The 15,693-nt window shown below is 59.2% G+C and carries 20 protein-coding genes; 11 read left to right on the forward strand and 9 right to left on the reverse strand.

Annotation, left to right across the window (positions count from 1 at the left end):
• From BLU35_RS34025 to BLU35_RS34035, 3 genes are all read right to left on the reverse strand, one after another.
• On the reverse strand, positions 1 to 1,757 hold a 1,757-nt coding region (locus tag BLU35_RS34025), incomplete at its 3' end, for a phosphoketolase family protein (RefSeq protein WP_176907582.1).
• 48 nt (positions 1,758 to 1,805) lie between these two features.
• Positions 1,806 to 2,831 carry an alcohol dehydrogenase AdhP gene (gene adhP, locus BLU35_RS34030; RefSeq protein ID WP_093236415.1) on the reverse strand — a complete coding sequence of 342 codons (1,026 nt, stop codon included), beginning with the start codon at positions 2,829 to 2,831 and terminating at the stop codon, positions 1,806 to 1,808.
• A 60-nt stretch (positions 2,832 to 2,891) separates the two neighbouring features.
• On the reverse strand, positions 2,892 to 3,557 hold the full coding sequence (locus BLU35_RS34035) for a CBS domain-containing protein (RefSeq protein WP_093236416.1): 666 nt from the start codon (positions 3,555 to 3,557) through the stop codon (positions 2,892 to 2,894).
• Between the two features lie 353 nt (positions 3,558 to 3,910).
• On the opposite strand from BLU35_RS34035, the gene BLU35_RS35870 reads away from it, so the two are divergent.
• Together BLU35_RS35870 and BLU35_RS36930 are read left to right on the forward strand one after the other, a co-directional pair.
• The gene (locus tag BLU35_RS35870) at positions 3,911 to 4,075 is read left to right on the forward strand and encodes a hypothetical protein (RefSeq protein ID WP_176907584.1); all 165 of its coding nucleotides are present in this window, start codon (positions 3,911 to 3,913) and stop codon (positions 4,073 to 4,075) included.
• Between the two features lie 170 nt (positions 4,076 to 4,245).
• Positions 4,246 to 4,563, forward strand: coding sequence for a hypothetical protein (locus tag BLU35_RS36930; RefSeq protein WP_502688209.1), 318 nt, complete (start codon positions 4,246 to 4,248; stop codon positions 4,561 to 4,563).
• Here BLU35_RS36930 and BLU35_RS34045 read toward each other — a convergent pair.
• Positions 4,543 to 4,785, reverse strand: coding sequence for a helix-turn-helix domain-containing protein (locus tag BLU35_RS34045; RefSeq protein WP_093236417.1), 243 nt, complete (start codon positions 4,783 to 4,785; stop codon positions 4,543 to 4,545). The two genes, BLU35_RS36930 and BLU35_RS34045, sit on opposite strands and share 21 nt — an antisense overlap.
• Positions 4,786 to 4,885: 100 nt before the next feature.
• On the opposite strand from BLU35_RS34045, the gene BLU35_RS34050 reads away from it, so the two are divergent.
• The 3 genes from BLU35_RS34050 to BLU35_RS34060 all read left to right on the forward strand — a co-directional run bounded on the left by BLU35_RS34050 (position 4,886) and on the right by BLU35_RS34060 (position 8,377).
• On the forward strand, positions 4,886 to 5,776 hold the full coding sequence (locus tag BLU35_RS34050) for a LysR family transcriptional regulator (protein WP_093236418.1): 891 nt from the start codon (positions 4,886 to 4,888) through the stop codon (positions 5,774 to 5,776).
• 191 nt (positions 5,777 to 5,967) lie between these two features.
• Positions 5,968 to 7,443, forward strand: a complete 1,476-nt coding sequence (locus BLU35_RS34055) for an Eco57I restriction-modification methylase domain-containing protein (protein WP_093236419.1) — start codon at positions 5,968 to 5,970, stop codon at positions 7,441 to 7,443.
• Positions 7,433 to 8,377 (forward strand): hypothetical protein, encoded by a 945-nt coding sequence (locus BLU35_RS34060; RefSeq protein WP_093236420.1) that lies wholly within the window; start codon positions 7,433 to 7,435, stop codon positions 8,375 to 8,377. Before BLU35_RS34055 ends, BLU35_RS34060 begins: the two co-directional genes overlap by 11 nt.
• Positions 8,378 to 8,664: 287 nt before the next feature.
• Here the strand turns inward: BLU35_RS34060 and BLU35_RS34065 are convergent, their stop codons facing one another.
• Entirely contained in the window at positions 8,665 to 9,174 is a 510-nt protein-coding gene (locus BLU35_RS34065) for an Hsp20/alpha crystallin family protein (RefSeq protein WP_093236430.1), read from the reverse strand.
• A gap of 96 nt (positions 9,175 to 9,270) precedes the next feature.
• Positions 9,271 to 9,732 (reverse strand): Hsp20 family protein, encoded by a 462-nt coding sequence (locus tag BLU35_RS34070; protein ID WP_093236421.1) that lies wholly within the window; start codon positions 9,730 to 9,732, stop codon positions 9,271 to 9,273.
• 358 nt (positions 9,733 to 10,090) lie between these two features.
• Between BLU35_RS34070 and groES the strand changes: the two genes are divergently transcribed.
• The 4 genes from groES (at position 10,091) to BLU35_RS34090 (ending at position 12,750) form a co-directional block, all read left to right on the forward strand.
• Entirely contained in the window at positions 10,091 to 10,405 is a 315-nt protein-coding gene (groES, locus tag BLU35_RS34075) for a co-chaperone GroES (protein ID WP_093236422.1), read from the forward strand.
• Between the two features lie 29 nt (positions 10,406 to 10,434).
• Complete coding sequence (gene groL, locus BLU35_RS34080; protein WP_093236423.1) at positions 10,435 to 12,063, forward strand: chaperonin GroEL; 1,629 nt, start codon at positions 10,435 to 10,437, stop codon at positions 12,061 to 12,063.
• Positions 12,064 to 12,149: 86 nt separating this feature from the next.
• Positions 12,150 to 12,461, forward strand: a complete 312-nt coding sequence (locus BLU35_RS34085) for a DUF982 domain-containing protein (RefSeq protein ID WP_093236424.1) — start codon at positions 12,150 to 12,152, stop codon at positions 12,459 to 12,461.
• Between the two features lie 19 nt (positions 12,462 to 12,480).
• Positions 12,481 to 12,750 carry a hypothetical protein gene (locus BLU35_RS34090; RefSeq protein WP_143033054.1) on the forward strand — a complete coding sequence of 90 codons (270 nt, stop codon included), beginning with the start codon at positions 12,481 to 12,483 and terminating at the stop codon, positions 12,748 to 12,750.
• A 370-nt stretch (positions 12,751 to 13,120) separates the two neighbouring features.
• On the opposite strand, the gene BLU35_RS34095 is transcribed toward BLU35_RS34090, so the two are convergent.
• Together BLU35_RS34095 and BLU35_RS36805 are read right to left on the reverse strand one after the other, a co-directional pair.
• Entirely contained in the window at positions 13,121 to 13,486 is a 366-nt protein-coding gene (locus BLU35_RS34095; protein WP_093236426.1) for a UCP034077 family protein, read from the reverse strand.
• A 212-nt stretch (positions 13,487 to 13,698) separates the two neighbouring features.
• Positions 13,699 to 14,028, reverse strand: coding sequence for a tyrosine-type recombinase/integrase (locus tag BLU35_RS36805; RefSeq protein WP_093236427.1), 330 nt, complete (start codon positions 14,026 to 14,028; stop codon positions 13,699 to 13,701).
• Positions 14,029 to 14,159: 131 nt separating this feature from the next.
• Between BLU35_RS36805 and BLU35_RS35875 the strand changes: the two genes are divergently transcribed.
• Positions 14,160 to 14,318, forward strand: a complete 159-nt coding sequence (locus BLU35_RS35875; protein WP_176907580.1) for a hypothetical protein — start codon at positions 14,160 to 14,162, stop codon at positions 14,316 to 14,318.
• A 129-nt stretch (positions 14,319 to 14,447) separates the two neighbouring features.
• On the opposite strand, the gene BLU35_RS34105 is transcribed toward BLU35_RS35875, so the two are convergent.
• A complete protein-coding gene (locus tag BLU35_RS34105) occupies positions 14,448 to 15,392 on the reverse strand; it encodes a tyrosine-type recombinase/integrase (protein ID WP_093236428.1) in 945 nt (314 codons plus the stop codon).
• Between the two features lie 149 nt (positions 15,393 to 15,541).
• Between BLU35_RS34105 and BLU35_RS34115 the strand changes: the two genes are divergently transcribed.
• A partial coding sequence (locus BLU35_RS34115) for a transposase (RefSeq protein WP_143033056.1) occupies positions 15,542 to 15,693 on the forward strand: 152 nt, incomplete at its 3' end.

Below are 15,693 nucleotides of genomic sequence, written 5' to 3' on the forward strand. Positions count from 1 at the left end.
CGCAGGCAATGGTCGGTGACAGACAGCAGCGTGTTGGCATCCGGCGGCAGGTAGACGCGGATGACGTCAGCCTTCTTGTTGACGACGTGATCGATAAAACCAGGATCCTGATGGCTGAAGCCATTGTGGTCCTGGCGCCAGACATGGGAGCTCAGGAAATAGTTCAGCGACGCCACGGGCCGGCGCCAGGGGATCTCGTTGCAGACCTTCAGCCACTTGGCATGCTGGTTGAACATCGAATCGATGATGTGGATGAAGGCTTCGTAGCAAGAGAAGAAGCCGTGACGACCGGTCAAGAGATAGCCTTCGAGCCAGCCCTGGCACTGGTGTTCGCTCAAGACCTCCATGATGCGGCCGTCCGGTGAGAGGTGGTCGTCCTCCGGATAGATTTCGGCCATGTAGCAGCGATTGGTGACCTCGAGCACGTCCTGCCAGCGGTTGGAGTTGTTTTCGTCCGGGCTGAACAGCCGGAAGTTCTTCGCATCCATGTTGTTCTTCATCACGTCGCGCAGGAACTTGCCCATCACACGCGCCGCTTCCACGGTCGTGGCGCCGGGGCTCGGAACGTCGACGGCGTAGTCCCGGAAGCCCGGCATTTTCAGGTCGCGCAACAGCAGGCCGCCGTTTGCATGCGGATTGTCGCTCATGCGGCGATGCCCCGTTGGGGCGAGCGCCGCGATCTCGGGCTTCAGCCGGCCTTGATCGCTGAAAAGCTCCTCGGGGCGATAGCTCTTCATCCACTGTTCGAGGATGCGGATGTGCTCGGACTTGTCCATCTCGCCCATCGGCACCTGGTGCGAGCGCCAGTAGTCCTCGCATTTCTTGCCGTCGATTTCCGGCGGGCAGGTCCAGCCCTTTGGCGTGCGGAAGATGATCATCGGCCAGGCCGGGCGCTTCAGATTGCCCCTGATGCGGGCATCGTCCCAGATCTGCCTGATCTCGGCCATCGCCGTATCGAGCACGTCCGCCAGTTGCTGGTGAACCTTTGCCGGATCATGCCCTTCGACAAAATAGGGTTTGTAGCCCATGCCCTCGAAGAACTTCTTCAACTCGTCGTGCGGAATGCGGGCGAGGAAGCACGGATTGGCGATCTTGTAGCCGTTCAGGTGCAGGATCGGCAGAACACAGCCGTCGCGGGCAGGGTTCAGGAACTTATTGCTCTGCCAGCCGGTCGCAAGCGGCCCGGTCTCGGCCTCGCCATCGCCGACGATGCAGGCAACGACCAGATTGGGGTTGTCGAAGGCGGCGCCATAGGCGTGACTGAGTGCATAGCCGAGCTCGCCACCTTCATGGATGCTGCCGGGGGTTTCCGGCGCCACGTGGCTCGGGATGCCGCCGGGAAAGCTGAACTGCTTGAACAGCCGCTGCATGCCCTCGGCGTCTTCGGCGATATTCGGATAAAACTCCGTGTAGGTTCCTTCCAGATAGGCATGCGCCACCAGAGACGGCCCGCCATGGCCGGGACCGATGATGTAGATCATGTCGAGGTCGTCGCGTTTGATGACGCGATTGAGGTGCACGTAGAGCATGTTGAGGCCCGGCGACGTGCCCCAATGGCCGAGCAGGCGCGGCTTGATGTGCTCGCGCTTCAGCGGCTCGCGCAAAAGCGGATTGTCGAGCAGGTAGATCTGCCCGACCGACAGATAGTTCGAAGCGCGCCAATAGGCATCCATCAGGTGGAGTTCGTCTGCCGACAATGGCGCTGCTGATTTTCCGGATGCCGTCTCGTTCATCGATGCCGTTGCAGGCGTAGCCATCTGGAACTCCCGAATACTAGGTTGAAAATTCTTCTCGCCTTATATGAGCTAGTGGAGTTTCATCACGATGCGTCCGTCGATCTTGCCTTCTTCCATTCGATGGAAGATGTCATTGATGCTCTCCAGGCTCTCCCAGGAGAAATGCGGTGCAACTTTGCCATCCGCCGCGAACTGCAGTGATTCTTCGAGGTCTTGTCTGGTTCCGACGATCGAGCCACGCACGGTGATGCGGTTCAAAACGGTCTCGAAAACCGGGAGCGAAATCATCCCCGGGGGCAGGCCGACAAGTGCCATGGTGCCGCGTGAACCGAGGAAAGCAAATGCCTGCTCCATCGCCGAAGGCGAAACAGCGGTAACGAGCGCTCCATGGACGCCGCCCGTTGCCTTCTGCACCTGCTCGACGGCGTCATCCGCCTTGCCGTTCACAGTGATGTCGGCGCCCAGTTGCTTCGCCAACGAAAGCTTCTCGTCAAATATGTCGGCTGCGACGACGTTCATGCCCATCGCCTTGGCGTATTGGACTGCCATATGGCCAAGGCCACCCACACCGGAAATGACCACCCACTCTCCCGGACGGACCTCCGTCTCCTTGAGACCCTTGTAGACCGTAACGCCTGCGCAAAGGACGGGAGCAGCCGGCCCGAATTCCAGGGCATCGGGCAGGTTTCCTACAAAATCAGGATCGGCAAGTCCGTACTGTGCAAACGTGCCGTTCACGGAATAGCCGGTATTAGATTGCGAAGCGCACAAGGTTTCCCAGCCGGTTCGGCAATGCGTGCAGTAACCGCAGGCACTATGAAGCCACGGCACGCCTACTCGATCGCCTTCCTTCACTCGGCGCACACCCGCTCCAAGAGCTGAAACATAGCCAACGCCCTCGTGACCAGGAACGAACGGAGGCTTTGGCTTGACGGGCCAGTCACCGTTTGCCGCATGAAGATCGGTATGACAGACGCCCGTCGCTTCATATTTGACGAGTATTTGCCCGGGCCCCGGAGTTGGAATTTCCAGCTCCTCAAGGGCAAGGGGCGCACCAAACTGCCGAACGACAGCCGCCTTCATCATCCGTGCCATTTCATCCTCCTCGCTCGAACTGAATTTGGGGATGCGTCTCAAGACGAATAATTTGAAGAGCTATTGCGGGTCCGTTTCTGAATAGTGTTCCACCACGCCTCTAACGCCGCGCACGTTTTCGGCCAGGATCCGCGCGGCCCTCCGGCAATCGGCGGTCACCACATTGCCCCAGAGGTGGACGATGCCGTCTGTTACCGCGACTTTCACATCCAATCCTTCAAGGCCGGTGTTTTCGCCAATACGGACAAGGATGCTGCGTCGGATGGCCTCATCGCCCCCCGCCGTCTCATCCTGCTTAGCAGAAAGGATCGCTTGCAATAGATCTGCTCGGCTGACGATGCCGACCAGTAGATCATTTCTCAGTACCGGCACGCGCTTGATGCCGCGCTCCTGCATCAGCGCTGCCACGCGCGCGACGGATGCTTCCTCGTCTATTGTCACCGGATCAGCTGTCATGGCGTCGCCAACCCGCCAAGAGGAGCGTCGCACATAGGCATTGGCTCGTTCGTTCGCCGCACGGGTTGGGTCGGTCACCGGGGTGGCACCGCCGAGCTCCGTTCGGCGGATCAGATCGCCCTCGCTGATCACTCCCACCAGCCGTCCGTCGTCGTCAACGACCGGGAGGCCGCTGACGTGATTGTCAAACATGGTCTGGGCCGCCTGTCTGACGCTATTGTCAGGCGAAAGCTTGACCACCGTAGTGGTCATCACATCTCTGACGCGCATACCGAGCCATCCCCAAAATAGGATCTTGGTCGTCGTAGTGTCGACAATCTAAACCCTATCAGGCGATCGTCGCAACGGTATTTCGTATTTCGGGTCACGAGTTCGTGTCATGATGCGACAACTGTCAGCTGAGGTTGACGCCAGGATGATTTCGGCGAAATGGCAAACGGTGCGGCCACTGCCGAATTCCGAGCAACCGGTGTCGTCGTGGTGAAGGACTCAGCTCGCCCAGCTTACAGTTGTAAATAAGGACCCTAGGTGACGAACCAAGGTCTGCAATGGACGCCGGTTAACGCTGTCCCGCGGCCGAAGCCGGTTATCGTTTGCTGCGAATGCCTGCTTGGGAGGGAACGATGGAAAGCACCTGGTCTACACTAGAGGCGGAATATCAAGGCAATGACATTGATATAGTCTCCACCAGCCCGTTGCTTGGCCGCCTCGAGTTCGTGGCTGAGCAAGAAGAAATCGTAGAGGTCTTGTTGGATCGCGCCACGGCGGAACAACTCTCTCCGCACTGATGCACTTCCTTTCGCAGGGCGAAGGAGAGGACGCACCTACTTTCCCGACCGCGAAATGAACGATTGCGGAGATTCACTACCCGAGTCGGGATGCCAAAATTCGGCTCGGCTTCGATGTCGCCGATGAGGTCAGGAAGTTCAACGCTGCACGGCGACGCGACGAATGTGCCGTGTTTGTTTCCGTTCTCGGCATCGACGTATCCTTGGAATACTCAAGCGTGTGCGTGGTGGATGCGGATGGCCGCATTGTGCGGGAAACAAAGATCCTCAGCGAACCCGATGCGCTGATCGCCTGGTTCAGCGCACACGGCGTGGCGATGGAGCGCATTGGCCTGGTGGCAGGCCCCTTGTCGCAGTGGCTCCATGCCGGGATGGTAAAGGCAGGTCTTTCCGTCGAGCTTCGTCGCAACAAGAATATGGTGCCAAAGTTTATGAGTCGACGCCGTAATCGGAGCCGCCCTCCGACCTTACTCTTCGACGCGGGATAGTTGATCTATCACTTGGTGTGGATCGAAGCCCAAGAGACCAGCGAGCTCTAGGAACTCGACGACATCCACGCGGCGCTGTCCGCTTTCAAGGCGGGCAACGAAGGACTGATACTCCCCCAATTTTGCAGCAAGTTCGGACTGCGTGAGTCCCGCAGCCTCACGCTTCGCGATTAGAAGGGCAATAAGCGCTCTATGCCTTGCTGTACTGAGGGTTTTAGCCACGTTTTTCCCACCTGCTTTGAGATGGGGGCTTCATCTATATCTGATTTTCAGTTATCTTAAATTCAGATAATCGCGATCGATCCTTATTGTGGAAGCTCCCATGGAACTCCGCCAACTTTCCTATTTCGTTGCGGTGGCCGAGGAGCTGCACTTCAATCGGGCGGCTGTGCGGATGCACATCGCTCAGCCGGCGCTGAGTTCTCACATCCAGGCGCGGGAGAAGGAACTCGGCGTCCGGCTGTTGGAGCGGTCGACGCGGAAGGTCGAACTGACGCGGGCGGGCGAGGCGTTCTACGATCGGGCGGTCCGGATCATTGGCGATGTCGGACTGTCGGTTGAGGTGGCGCGCTCAGTTGCCGGCAAGGCGGCGCGCACGATTAGGATCGGAACCGTCTATCCGGCAACGACAGGCGTGCTGCCGGCGTTTCTCGCCCGCATCGGCCGCAAGTTTCCGGGTATCGCGCTGCATGTAACGAGCGGCTCGACCAGCGACATCATCCGCTCGATCGAAAATGGCCAGATCAATCTCGGCTTCATCCGTCCGGTCGAAAACATCGGATCGTTGCGCTTCTTCTCGATCGCGCATGAGCGCTATCTGTTGGCGGTCGAAAAGACGAGTCCGCTTGCGCTTCGCAACGAAATCGACATCGAGGATCTACGCTCAGAAAAGATCATCGCCTTTTCCCGCCAGAATCTCTCCTACAGCGAGCGCTATTTCTCGGAGATGTTCGAGACCCATGGTCTGACCGGCAACATCGCTTACAGCTGCGACGATACCTTCTCGCTGGTGTCGCTTGTCTCCGCGGGCCTCGGCATCGGCTTTGCGCCGGAATGGACGAAGGATTTTCCGAACCGCAATTTCGAGCTCCGGCCCGTGCGCGGCGTCGACCTCAAGATCGGGCTCGGCGTCGCCTGGAACAAAGAGGACCCGACGGCATCACGCGACGACATCATCGACATTGCCCGGTCGTTGGCGCGCCCTGGAAGGTGAGGGAACCAATGTCCTGCCAAGGATGCTAGCGAGCGGTCGGGTAGGCTCGGATCGTCACACGTCTCCCGCTCAGCTCATTTCATTGCTTGCCCCTCCTTGCGTTTGCAGTTCCTTCATGTTCATGGTGTGTTCTCGTTGCGATGGCAACGTGATCTGTTGAAAGAGCGCGGGGGCTTTGACAAGGTGCGACAATGATAAAGAATGAGTCGTTCGTCCTCGACCAGAAGCAATCTGGTGCCTATTTCACGCCCAATGATGTCGCGCAGGCTCTTGTGGCCTGGGCGGTTCATAGCGCGTCTGATCGGCTCATCGACCCCTCCTGCGGCGACGGGCAATTCATTTCTGCCCATCGAAACTCCGTCGGCATCGAGCAGAACCCACTGTCTACTGAGGCCGCGATGGCGGCCGCACCTTGGGCGCTAGTCCACCAGGGCGACTTCTTTACTTGGGCGGCCGAAACGAACGACCGTTTCGATTGCGCGGCCGGAAACCCGCCGTTCATTCGTTATCAGACCTTCAAAGGCGAGATGCGTCGGCGAGCTCTCGAACTTTGTTCGCAGCACGGCGCGGAGTTCTCGGGACTGACATCGTCCTGGGCGCCATTCCTGGTCGCAACAGCTGCCTTGTTGAAGAAGGGTGGCCGGCTAGCATTTGTTGTCCCTGCCGAAATTGGGCATGCGCCCTACGCTGCACCGCTTTTGGACTACCTCGTCCGCTCGTTTGCCAACGTGCACATCATCGCAATCCGGCAGAAGCTGTTTCCGTCACTCTCGGAAGATTGTTGGCTGCTTTATGCCGATGGCCATGGTGGCTCAACATCACGCATCGGCCTGACGATCTGCGAGCAGTTCAAGCCGACGAAGCGCCGGCCGAAGCCCGACCTTTTTATCGATGTGGATGAATGGCGCACGACCTGGTCGCGGCGTCTTAGGCCCTACCTGCTGCCGAAAAGCATTCGCGACATCTATGCTGCCATTGCCGAAGATCCGAAGAGCGGCCGGTTCGGCGATTTCGCAAGCATTGGCATCGGCTATGTCAGCGGCGACAACAACTTCTTTCACCTGCGCCCCTCTGAGGCGAAGCGTCTGAAAATCCCGTCGGAGTTTCTTCATCCGAGCCTTCGCAATGGCCGAGCGATGCCGACGGCCGAGATAACGAAGGAGACGGTCGAAGATTGGAAAAAGAAGGACGAAGAAGTCCTCCTTCTTCGGCTGACGCGCGGCCAAGAGCTACCTTCCAGTGTGCAACGCTATCTAGACAGCAGTGCCGGACGTGAGGCAAGGCTCGGATACAAGTGCCGGAACCGGGCGCCTTGGTACGCTGTCCCGGACGTGCAGGTACCTGATTTCGTTTTGAGCTACATGTCGGGACGGTCGGCAAACCTTGTGCGTAACGTTGCGGGCGTAACCTGTACGAACAGCGTTCATTCTGTGCGACTTCGCGATCGCTCCCTCGCTGGCAAGCTTCTTCCCCAATGGTCAACCCCTTTTCTGCGGCTGAGCTGCGAGCTTGAGGGGCATGCGCTCGGCGGCGGCATGCTCAAGCTGGAGCCAAGAGAAGCCGCGCGCGTTCTATTTCCGGGGAAGGCCGGAGTATTAAAGGCCGATAACGAGGCGCTAGAAGATGCGGTCAGCACGCTTCAGCGCTGGAGGCATTATGCCGAGTAACCTTGAAGCCAAGACCTGTCAGTGGACCAACCAGGCAGATGCGTTGGCCGCTTTCGCCGAGTTCACGGGCAAGACACAGAGCGCTAGCCACATCAAACCACTCCATTGGTATGTTGCATGTCGTCTGGTCATCGAAGGCGGATTTAATCCGGACGACATCGTGCCGAGACCGCCCTTCCGCGTGAAGCGCCGCTCCGGAAAAGCGCCTATCCTTGAGTTTGACCCCTCACTGGCGGGAGGTGGTGAGCGAACGGTCCTCGGCGGGTTGAAAACCAAGAATGTCGACGTGGTGGTCACCCGAGAGGGAATCGGGCCGGTACTTGCCGTTTCGTGCAAGGGTGTCACTGGCGCCTTTCGGAACCTGACCAACCGTATGGAAGAGACGATCGGCGAGTGCACCAACTTGCACATCACCTATCCAGCACTCGTTCTGGGGTATCTCGTTCTCCTTCGAGCGAACCGGATGATCGAGGCGGCACTCGACGACGCTGCGGAAGTCGCTGAAGATGCCGGTGCTGTGGGTGAGGGGGCGAGAACGCTCGCCGCCAACGACATCGCTATGACCGAAGGCGGGGCACCGGTGGCAGGGATCGTCCGCTTCCACAACGCTTTGCGTGAACTCGTCGGCCGGCGAGGCATTCGTGACGATGTCAGTCGCTACGAAGCTATTGGCTTCGGTCTCGTCGAGATGCACGGTGACGAGCGCAACAGCCTGCTTGAAAGTTTCCCGCAAAAGGACAGCCTACTTCGGCTGAGCGGGTTCTTTGATACGCTCTATTCGCGCTACGACGAGCGCTTCGTCGTTAGTGCGCCAGACTTGGCGAGCACGACACGCAGGCTCGAATGGGATCCCGCATCACCGGCGTTTCAGGTCCCAGGCTTGGACTACGCTCCGCGGGTCGATGGCGAAACCCCGGTTGGCAGTTTGTTGTAGTCGACTTCAAATTCTTCGTTCAGTTACCTGCGGCGGTGGCCGAATATTATCAGTCGAGACCAACAATCTTCGCCGGTGCGAAGGTTTGAAAAGTCTTCACGCCGGAAATGGCGCGCAACATTCTTTAGGGACTTCATAGCGGCGCGCTTGTTTGTTCGGCTGAACGAGCCGGCCTTCTCGAGGACGTCGATATCGTCACCTGACGAGATTGGCCGCGTCTGCATGGACGTCGGCCAGCAGAGGCAAACAGCCAGCCGGGCTCGCCCGGCTGGCCTGTAGTGGTGGTATCATTTCGTATCGTCGATGGTGATTCGCTTGACGTTGGCTCGCGCCTTCTCGGTCTTCGGCAGTGTCACTACGAGAAGGCCGTTCTTGAACGTCGCGGCGACCTTATTCTCATCGAGCTGGCGACCAAGAGCCAGCCGCCTTTCGAAGCGCCCGTAGTAGCGCTCGCTGAACCGGCGATCCTTGTCCTCGGTCTCCGACTTGTTTTCGCCGCGAAGCGTAAGCACACCGTCTTCCAGCAGCACCTCGATATCGTCTGGATCGATACCGGGGATCTCCGCTATCACGCGTATGTCGTTATCGTTCTCCTCGATCTCCACATGTGGCCAAGAGCCATTGAAGGGCGAAGTGCCAGCGAACAACGATGGTGAGCCAAAGCCGCGGAAGACTTCGTCGAACAGACGGTTGACATTGCGCTGCAGCGATAGGAACGGGTCCATGTCGTCGCCACGATAGACGCTCGGAACCTGGCTGCTGCCACGGCTCCACGGGATCAGGTCACGTACATTCATGGTTGTCATCCTTTCTTAGTTTCTTTTCCTCCATTTTGTGCAACTGCTTTCTCGGCTGTTCTGCAACAGCCGAGGATCGAGCAGGTCCGCGTCACACTAGGCTGCCTTGTCGCCCGCGATCTGCTTCGAAGCGGGCTTCGTCGTCTCGGCTTGGATGGCGATCCGACGCGGCTTCATCTCCTCAGGGATTTCCTTCTTGAGATTGATGACCAGTAGCCCGTTTTCGAGCTTTGCGCCCTCGACGATGACATGATCGGCGAGTTCAAATCGGCGCACAAACGGCCTTACAGCGAGGCCTTGATGGAGGTACTGTACCTCCTCATTCTCCGGCTTCGCGCCGTTCACCACGAGCATGTTCGCCTCGTGAGTGATCGTCAGTTCGGCCTCGGCAAAACCGGCCACGGCAATGACGATGCGATACGCATCTTCACCGAGTTTGACGATGTTATAGGGCGGCCAATTGTCAGTGTTGAGGTTGGCGTTTTCGAGCAGGTCGAACATGCGGTCGAAGCCGATGCTTGACCTGTAGAAGGGGGTAAAGTCGCGGTCTGTTCCCATAGCTACATCCTCCATAGAGCAACATAGATACGAGGGAACGCCAAGAAGCTCGGCGCCCCCTGACTAGCCGACCCCATGTGGGCGTCGACAGGAATAAGTTGGTGACGCCATTCTCTTGCGTCAAGAGGGAGTCAAGCCTCGTCGAACGGGGCTGGCGCGAAATGGCGCTATGATTTCAGAGTGTTAGCACTCTAGGCGTCCGAGTGCTAAAAAATTCTCAACAGCCTCTTGAAACTCGAAGAATCAGAAACCAGATCGATTTGCGCGCGATGCCGAAAAGGATCGCATATCCCGCGTCGGATTCTTCGGATACGGCGCAGAGGGCCTCTAAAATCCTGTTGTCCATGAGGAGAACGACATGACGTTCCGTCCCTTGCACGACCGAATTCTGATCCGCCGCCTTGAAGCTGAGGAAAAGACGGCTGGCGGCATCATCATCCCCGACACGGCGAAGGAAAAGCCACAGGAAGGTGAGGTCATCGCCGTTGGTCCTGGCGCACGCGATGACAACGGCAAGCTGGTCGAACTCGATCTCAAAGAGGGCGACCGCATCCTGTTTGGCAAATGGTCTGGCACGGAGATCAAGCTCAATGGTGAGGACCTCCTGATCATGAAGGAATCCGACGTCATGGGCGTGATCGAGAGCGAAGCGTCGGCGAAGAAGGTCGCCTAAGCGAGCCGGCCGATTGGAGGAGTAGAAAGATGGTTGCTAGAGAAGTGAAATTCCACACCGAAGCCCGCGAGAAGATGCTGCGCGGCGTCGACATTCTCGCCAATGCCGTCAAGGTCACCTTGGGCCCCAAGGGACGTAATGTCGTTATCGACAAAGCTTACGGTGCCCCGCGCATCACCAAGGACGGCGTAACCGTTGCCAAGGAGATCGAGCTCGAGGACAAGTTCGAGAACATGGGCGCCCAGATGGTGCGCGAAGTGGCCTCGAAAACCAGCGACATCGCTGGCGACGGCACCACCACGGCAACGGTTCTCGCCCAAGCCATCGTCAAGGAGGGGGCGAAAGCCGTCGCCTCCGGCATGAACCCCATGGACCTCAAACGCGGCATCGACAAGGCGGTCGAAGCCGTGGTCGAGGAACTGCGGGCGAACGCCCGGAAAGTCACCCGGAACGACGAGATCGCCCAGGTCGGGACGATCTCGGCCAATGGAGACACGGAGATTGGCCGTTTTCTGGCGGAAGCGATGGAAAAGGTCGGCAATGAAGGGGTGATCACCGTCGAGGAAGCCAAAACCGCCGTGACGGAACTCGAGGTCGTCGAAGGCATGCAGTTCGACCGCGGTTATCTCTCGCCGTATTTCGTTACCAATCCGGACAAGATGCGCGTCGAGCTCGAAGAGCCTTACGTGCTCATCCACGAGAAGAAGCTCTCGAACCTGCAAGCGTTGCTTCCGATTCTCGAGGCGGTCGTTCAATCCGGCAAGCCGCTGCTGATCATTGCCGAGGACGTCGAAGGCGAGGCACTTGCCACCCTCGTCGTCAACAAGCTGCGCGGCGGCCTGAAGATTGCAGCAGTCAAGGCGCCGGGCTTCGGCGATCGCCGTAAGGCGATACTCGAAGATATCGCCATCCTGACAGGCGGGACGGCAATCTCCGAGGATCTCGGCATCAAGCTCGAAAACGTCACCCTCGATATGCTTGGCCGTGCGAACAAGATCGTCGTCGAGAAGGAAAACACGACGATTGTCGACGGCGCAGGCTCGAAGAGCGAGATTCAGGGCCGCGTCGCCCAGGTCAAGGCGCAGATCGAGGAAACGACGTCCGACTATGATCGCGAGAAGCTGCAGGAACGACTGGCCAAGCTTGCTGGCGGCGTTGCCGTCATCCGCGTCGGCGGCTCGACCGAGGTCGAGGTGAAGGAGCGCAAGGACCGTGTCGACGACGCGATGCATGCGACGCGGGCGGCCGTCGAGGAGGGCGTGCTGCCCGGTGGGGGCGTCGCGTTGCTGCGGGCCGTCAAGGCATTGGACAGCGTTGAGACCGAGAATGCCGACCAGAGACACGGTATCGAGATCGTCCGCCGCGCGATCGAAGCGCCGGTGCGCCAGATCGCTGAGAATGCGGGCGCCGAAGGTTCGATCATCGTCGGCAAGCTGCGCGAGAGGACCGAATTTGGCTATGGCTGGAATGCCCAGACCAACGCGTTCGGTGATCTTTACGATCAGGGCGTGATCGACCCGGTCAAGGTCGCTCGCACCGCGCTGCAGGACGCTGCCTCGGTCGCCGGCCTGCTGATTACCACCGAGGCAATGGTTGCCGAGAAACCGAAGAAAGAAGCACCAGTTCCGCCCATGCCGCCTGGAGGCATGGACTTCTAACAGAAGGAGCAGGTTCGCGCCCGACGGGCGCGGACCACCAATTTTCCGTCTTCTTTTCATCCGGTTAGATAGGAAGGAGGAACCCCATGAATCTCCCGGATATGCCCTGGTCAATGCCGTTGGAGGTGACATTGCAGAATGGCAGCAATCGCACCTTTTCCTCAGTATCCGATGCTCTGGACTTTCTGGAGAATGAATGGCCCCGCCGTCGAGGACAGCGCTACGAGCAAGCGGTGGAAACGTGCCGACGCGCACTCAACCGCATGACGCCGATCGCGGTCGCGCGCGAGACATTCATTTCCGCATGCCGAGAGGCGGGCCTGCCGGTAATCGGTACGTTTAGCCGCAGCGGCACATCCGACCGTCGTCAGGGCGGCAACAGCCGCCCGAGAGCATGATATGAGTAGGGAGGCTGAAATGCCGAAAGCTGCTGAACGTGCTCAGATAAGTCCATCCGAGTTGGAATTCCTGCAACGCATTTTTGACCGTGTTTGTATGTGGTGCCACATTGAACGTCCCAGCGAACGCGCCGATCGCCTCGCCAGCTACCTTATGGACGAATTCCGCGCCGGCACCCGTGACGAGACTGCACTGTTCGATACGGCGATGTGGCGAGAGGCCAATCGTGCAGAACCGGAAGCCACGCATGAGCACGGCATAGGTCTAGGTCACACTACGATCAACTAGGACTGCGGAGCGCGCCGTGAACCCGGCGTGCCCACATTCGGGGCCTCCCAGGATATGTTGCAATGGGCTCCTCAGGGACGGAACAATGGAGCCCTACTCCAGACCGCGGAGTTACATTCAACGGTGAACTCGTCTCGGTCATTGGATGGCCTCACGTTGATCCACTTTGTTCGCAGCGGCACTGAGATTGAATTGACGCGGTCGGATCTTATGTAGCGCGTGTCGGTTGAGAATCAGGAGAATACCACGCAGCAAGCGTCACCGCTCAACGCCATGGCGACGATGTACTTGCTCATGGGGGCTTTTCATTCGGCACCCTTGGCTAAAGCTGGCCGCCAAACCGAAAAGCGGTGCATGCCGGCCGTGAGCGTTACCTCGCCGAGTAAAACTGCAGCGTGAACACGGTGCCCGCGATCGCGTCGGCGAGGTCCTTCGAAAATTCCAGCGGTACGCAGCCCTGCAGCGCCGCTGTTGCGGCGGTCACGAAGGCCTTGCGCTCTTCCGGGCCGCCGCTGACGCGGCTTGCGGTCGGCTGGGGCGGACCCATCAGAGTGCCGTTGCCTCGGAAGGCGAATTTGAGGGTGACGAAGGAGTCCGTCACGCCGGCCGGCGGCGTCCAGCATTTGCCGAGCGCATCGCTCACCTCCTCGACGCTGCGCAATGGCTCCGCCCTCAATGGATTCGTTGCGGCAACAAGAAACGCGCCGGCAACCGCCAGCCCGATAACGGGTTTCATTCTCGACCCCAGTCCCTGATTCAAAACCTGAAGAATTCCAAGAATGCGCGGCGTCGTGGCCGGAAGCAATCCGCTCCAACTTAAAGCAGCCCGCGTGCGGCCAGATTGCGCATCAGCGCTGCCGCGCCGAAGCTCCAGCGCCGTTCCGGACCCGAAAGGACTTCCATCTTAAAGTTTCTACTAGTCATATTACCAACATTACTTCTACCCACTTAGCTAAGTGGGGGAGCATGTCCGGGCCTTTCGGGGGCTAATTCAAGCCGTTGTGCGACGTTGGCGCGGGTCATCCTGCCGCCTGCGCGATTGGGGAGCAGGAAGCCGTCCTCCGCGTTTGCCCCTAAAGATCGCTGCCATCGCCGAGCAAGGGCTGCTGTCGGACGCCACAAGGGAACGCATCGTTCCTTACGCCCCTTGCCATGCAGGTGCACGGCGGCTTGGCCATCAAGAACAACATCGCAGCAACGGACGCCGATGATCTCGGAGACGCGTGCCCCCGTGTTGTACATGAGACTGAACAACACTCGGTCGCGCTGCCCGGCCATGTCGTATTGTCAGGAGCGTTGAGGATAGCTTGGATCTCCGATCGTGTCAGAACCCCGATCAGAGGACGATCGGCTCGCTTCATCGGAATGGCGAGTGCCTGCTCTATGATCCCCAGAGCGCTGAGATCATAATGCCCTTCGTATTTGAGGAATGTTCGCAACGCGGCAAGCCGCGCATTCCGGCTCCGAACGCTGTTGCCACGAACCTTCTCCAGATGATCGAGGAAGTCGAGCAACAGTTGCGCGTTCAGGTCGGTGAGCGCGACTGCACTTGGAGTCTTGCCGATTGACGTCTCCACAAATGCCAGGAGCATTCGCGATAGGCAGCGATAGTCTGTGGACTGACAGCCCGATGCTGCCCCAGATGCACGACAAAGAAGCGCTGAACCAGCGCGGCAAATGATGGTGCAGCTGATCGGTCACCCATGACAGCAGTCCTCCAGTGCGAGTGCTTCGAAGCGACTGCAGGCTACGGCCATCAGGTGGTCGGGAATGCCGGTAAGGTACCAATAGGTATCGGAGACCTTGGCGTGGCCGACATAGGTTGCTAGCGCGGCGATGGCGTTGTCGATAGCGGCGCCATCGGCCTGCCATCGCTGCACACGCCGACAGATGAACGTGTGCCGGAGATCATGAATGCGAACCTCGTCATAGGCGCCGCGAGCAACGATGCCGGCGTCGCGGCGTAATTGCTGAAAGGTCCAATGCACCTGACGTTTGGATGGAGTTCGCCCCGAGGCGCCGACAAAGAAGGGAGCATCGGGCGCAAACGGAGCATAGCGGATGCGGACAGCAAGGTAGCGATCGAGTGCGGCGGCGACACTGGCATGGAACGGCACGTGCCGCGACTTGGTGAACTTCGTCATGCGTGCGGTCAGACATCGACCGGTAGTGTTGACGTCGCCACATCGGAGCTTGAGTGCCTCGGAAACTCGCAATCCCGTGGCCGCGATCAGCCCCAGCACTGTCTCATAGGTCATCGGCCGTATGGAGCCTGTTGGCTGCAACCGCCGCGCCGCATCCAGCAGCGCGGTAATCTCATCACCGGTATAGATATGCGGCGTCAGGCGCTGATAGACCCTGCCAAATATAGCGGTCTGGGGGAACTCGGTCGCCGGATCGAGGCGCATCTCATGCCCGGCAAAGGGTCGCAGCACGTTCAGCCGACGCGCCCAGGAAGCCGGTGTCGCGTTCCGTGCTGCCCCTTTAACCCAGGCGAGCACGATCTCTGTTGTGAGCGGGCCGACATGGCCCGAGAGATGGGCAAAGCGGGCAAATGAGCGGAGCTGTGCGCCAGGAGCACCGAGTTCAAACCCAAGGCAGCGGCGCTCGGCGAGATAGGCATCGCTCGGGCTGGCCGACATTCCCTACCGCATAAGTCGAGACGTCGAGATCCTCACCGTCATGCACGCTCACCAGCAATGGCCGCAGGTTCTCTACAGCGTAAACTCATAAAATTTCTTGGCATTTATCGGCCGCCGTGATTCAAGGCTTCGAAATAGGGAAGCATTTGATGACGCGTCGTCGCTACGCACTGACTGACCACGAATGGTCGATCATATCGCCGTTGTTGCCCAACAAGCCACGCGGCGTTGCCCGCGTTGATGATCGGCGGGTCCTGAATGGCATCCTCTGGCGGTTTCGAACGGGCTCGCCTTGGGCGGA

Source organism: Sinorhizobium sp. NFACC03 (genome assembly GCF_900103435.1).
In the GTDB taxonomy this organism is placed as follows: Bacteria; Pseudomonadota; Alphaproteobacteria; order Rhizobiales; family Rhizobiaceae; genus Ensifer.

Bases quoted from the DNA above. Each gene is read 5' to 3' on its own strand.
- adhP (WP_093236415.1), bottom strand. From the start codon at position 2,831: ATGGCACGGATGATGAAGGCGGCTGTCGTTCGGCAGTTTGGTGCGCCC.
- BLU35_RS34035 (WP_093236416.1), bottom strand. From the start codon at position 3,557: ATGCGCGTCAGAGATGTGATGACCACTACGGTGGTCAAGCTTTCGCCT.
- BLU35_RS35870 (WP_176907584.1), top strand. From the start codon at position 3,911: ATGGAAAGCACCTGGTCTACACTAGAGGCGGAATATCAAGGCAATGAC.
- BLU35_RS34050 (WP_093236418.1), top strand. From the start codon at position 4,886: ATGGAACTCCGCCAACTTTCCTATTTCGTTGCGGTGGCCGAGGAGCTG.
- BLU35_RS34055 (WP_093236419.1), top strand. From the start codon at position 5,968: ATGATAAAGAATGAGTCGTTCGTCCTCGACCAGAAGCAATCTGGTGCC.
- BLU35_RS34060 (WP_093236420.1), top strand. From the start codon at position 7,433: ATGCCGAGTAACCTTGAAGCCAAGACCTGTCAGTGGACCAACCAGGCA.
- BLU35_RS34065 (WP_093236430.1), bottom strand. From the start codon at position 9,174: ATGAATGTACGTGACCTGATCCCGTGGAGCCGTGGCAGCAGCCAGGTT.
- BLU35_RS34070 (WP_093236421.1), bottom strand. From the start codon at position 9,732: ATGGGAACAGACCGCGACTTTACCCCCTTCTACAGGTCAAGCATCGGC.
- groES (WP_093236422.1), top strand. From the start codon at position 10,091: ATGACGTTCCGTCCCTTGCACGACCGAATTCTGATCCGCCGCCTTGAA.
- groL (WP_093236423.1), top strand. From the start codon at position 10,435: ATGGTTGCTAGAGAAGTGAAATTCCACACCGAAGCCCGCGAGAAGATG.
- BLU35_RS34085 (WP_093236424.1), top strand. From the start codon at position 12,150: ATGAATCTCCCGGATATGCCCTGGTCAATGCCGTTGGAGGTGACATTG.
- BLU35_RS34090 (WP_143033054.1), top strand. From the start codon at position 12,481: ATGCCGAAAGCTGCTGAACGTGCTCAGATAAGTCCATCCGAGTTGGAA.
- BLU35_RS34095 (WP_093236426.1), bottom strand. From the start codon at position 13,486: ATGAAACCCGTTATCGGGCTGGCGGTTGCCGGCGCGTTTCTTGTTGCC.
- BLU35_RS36805 (WP_093236427.1), bottom strand. From the start codon at position 14,028: ATGGCCGGGCAGCGCGACCGAGTGTTGTTCAGTCTCATGTACAACACG.
- BLU35_RS35875 (WP_176907580.1), top strand. From the start codon at position 14,160: ATGCCCTTCGTATTTGAGGAATGTTCGCAACGCGGCAAGCCGCGCATT.
- BLU35_RS34105 (WP_093236428.1), bottom strand. From the start codon at position 15,392: ATGTCGGCCAGCCCGAGCGATGCCTATCTCGCCGAGCGCCGCTGCCTT.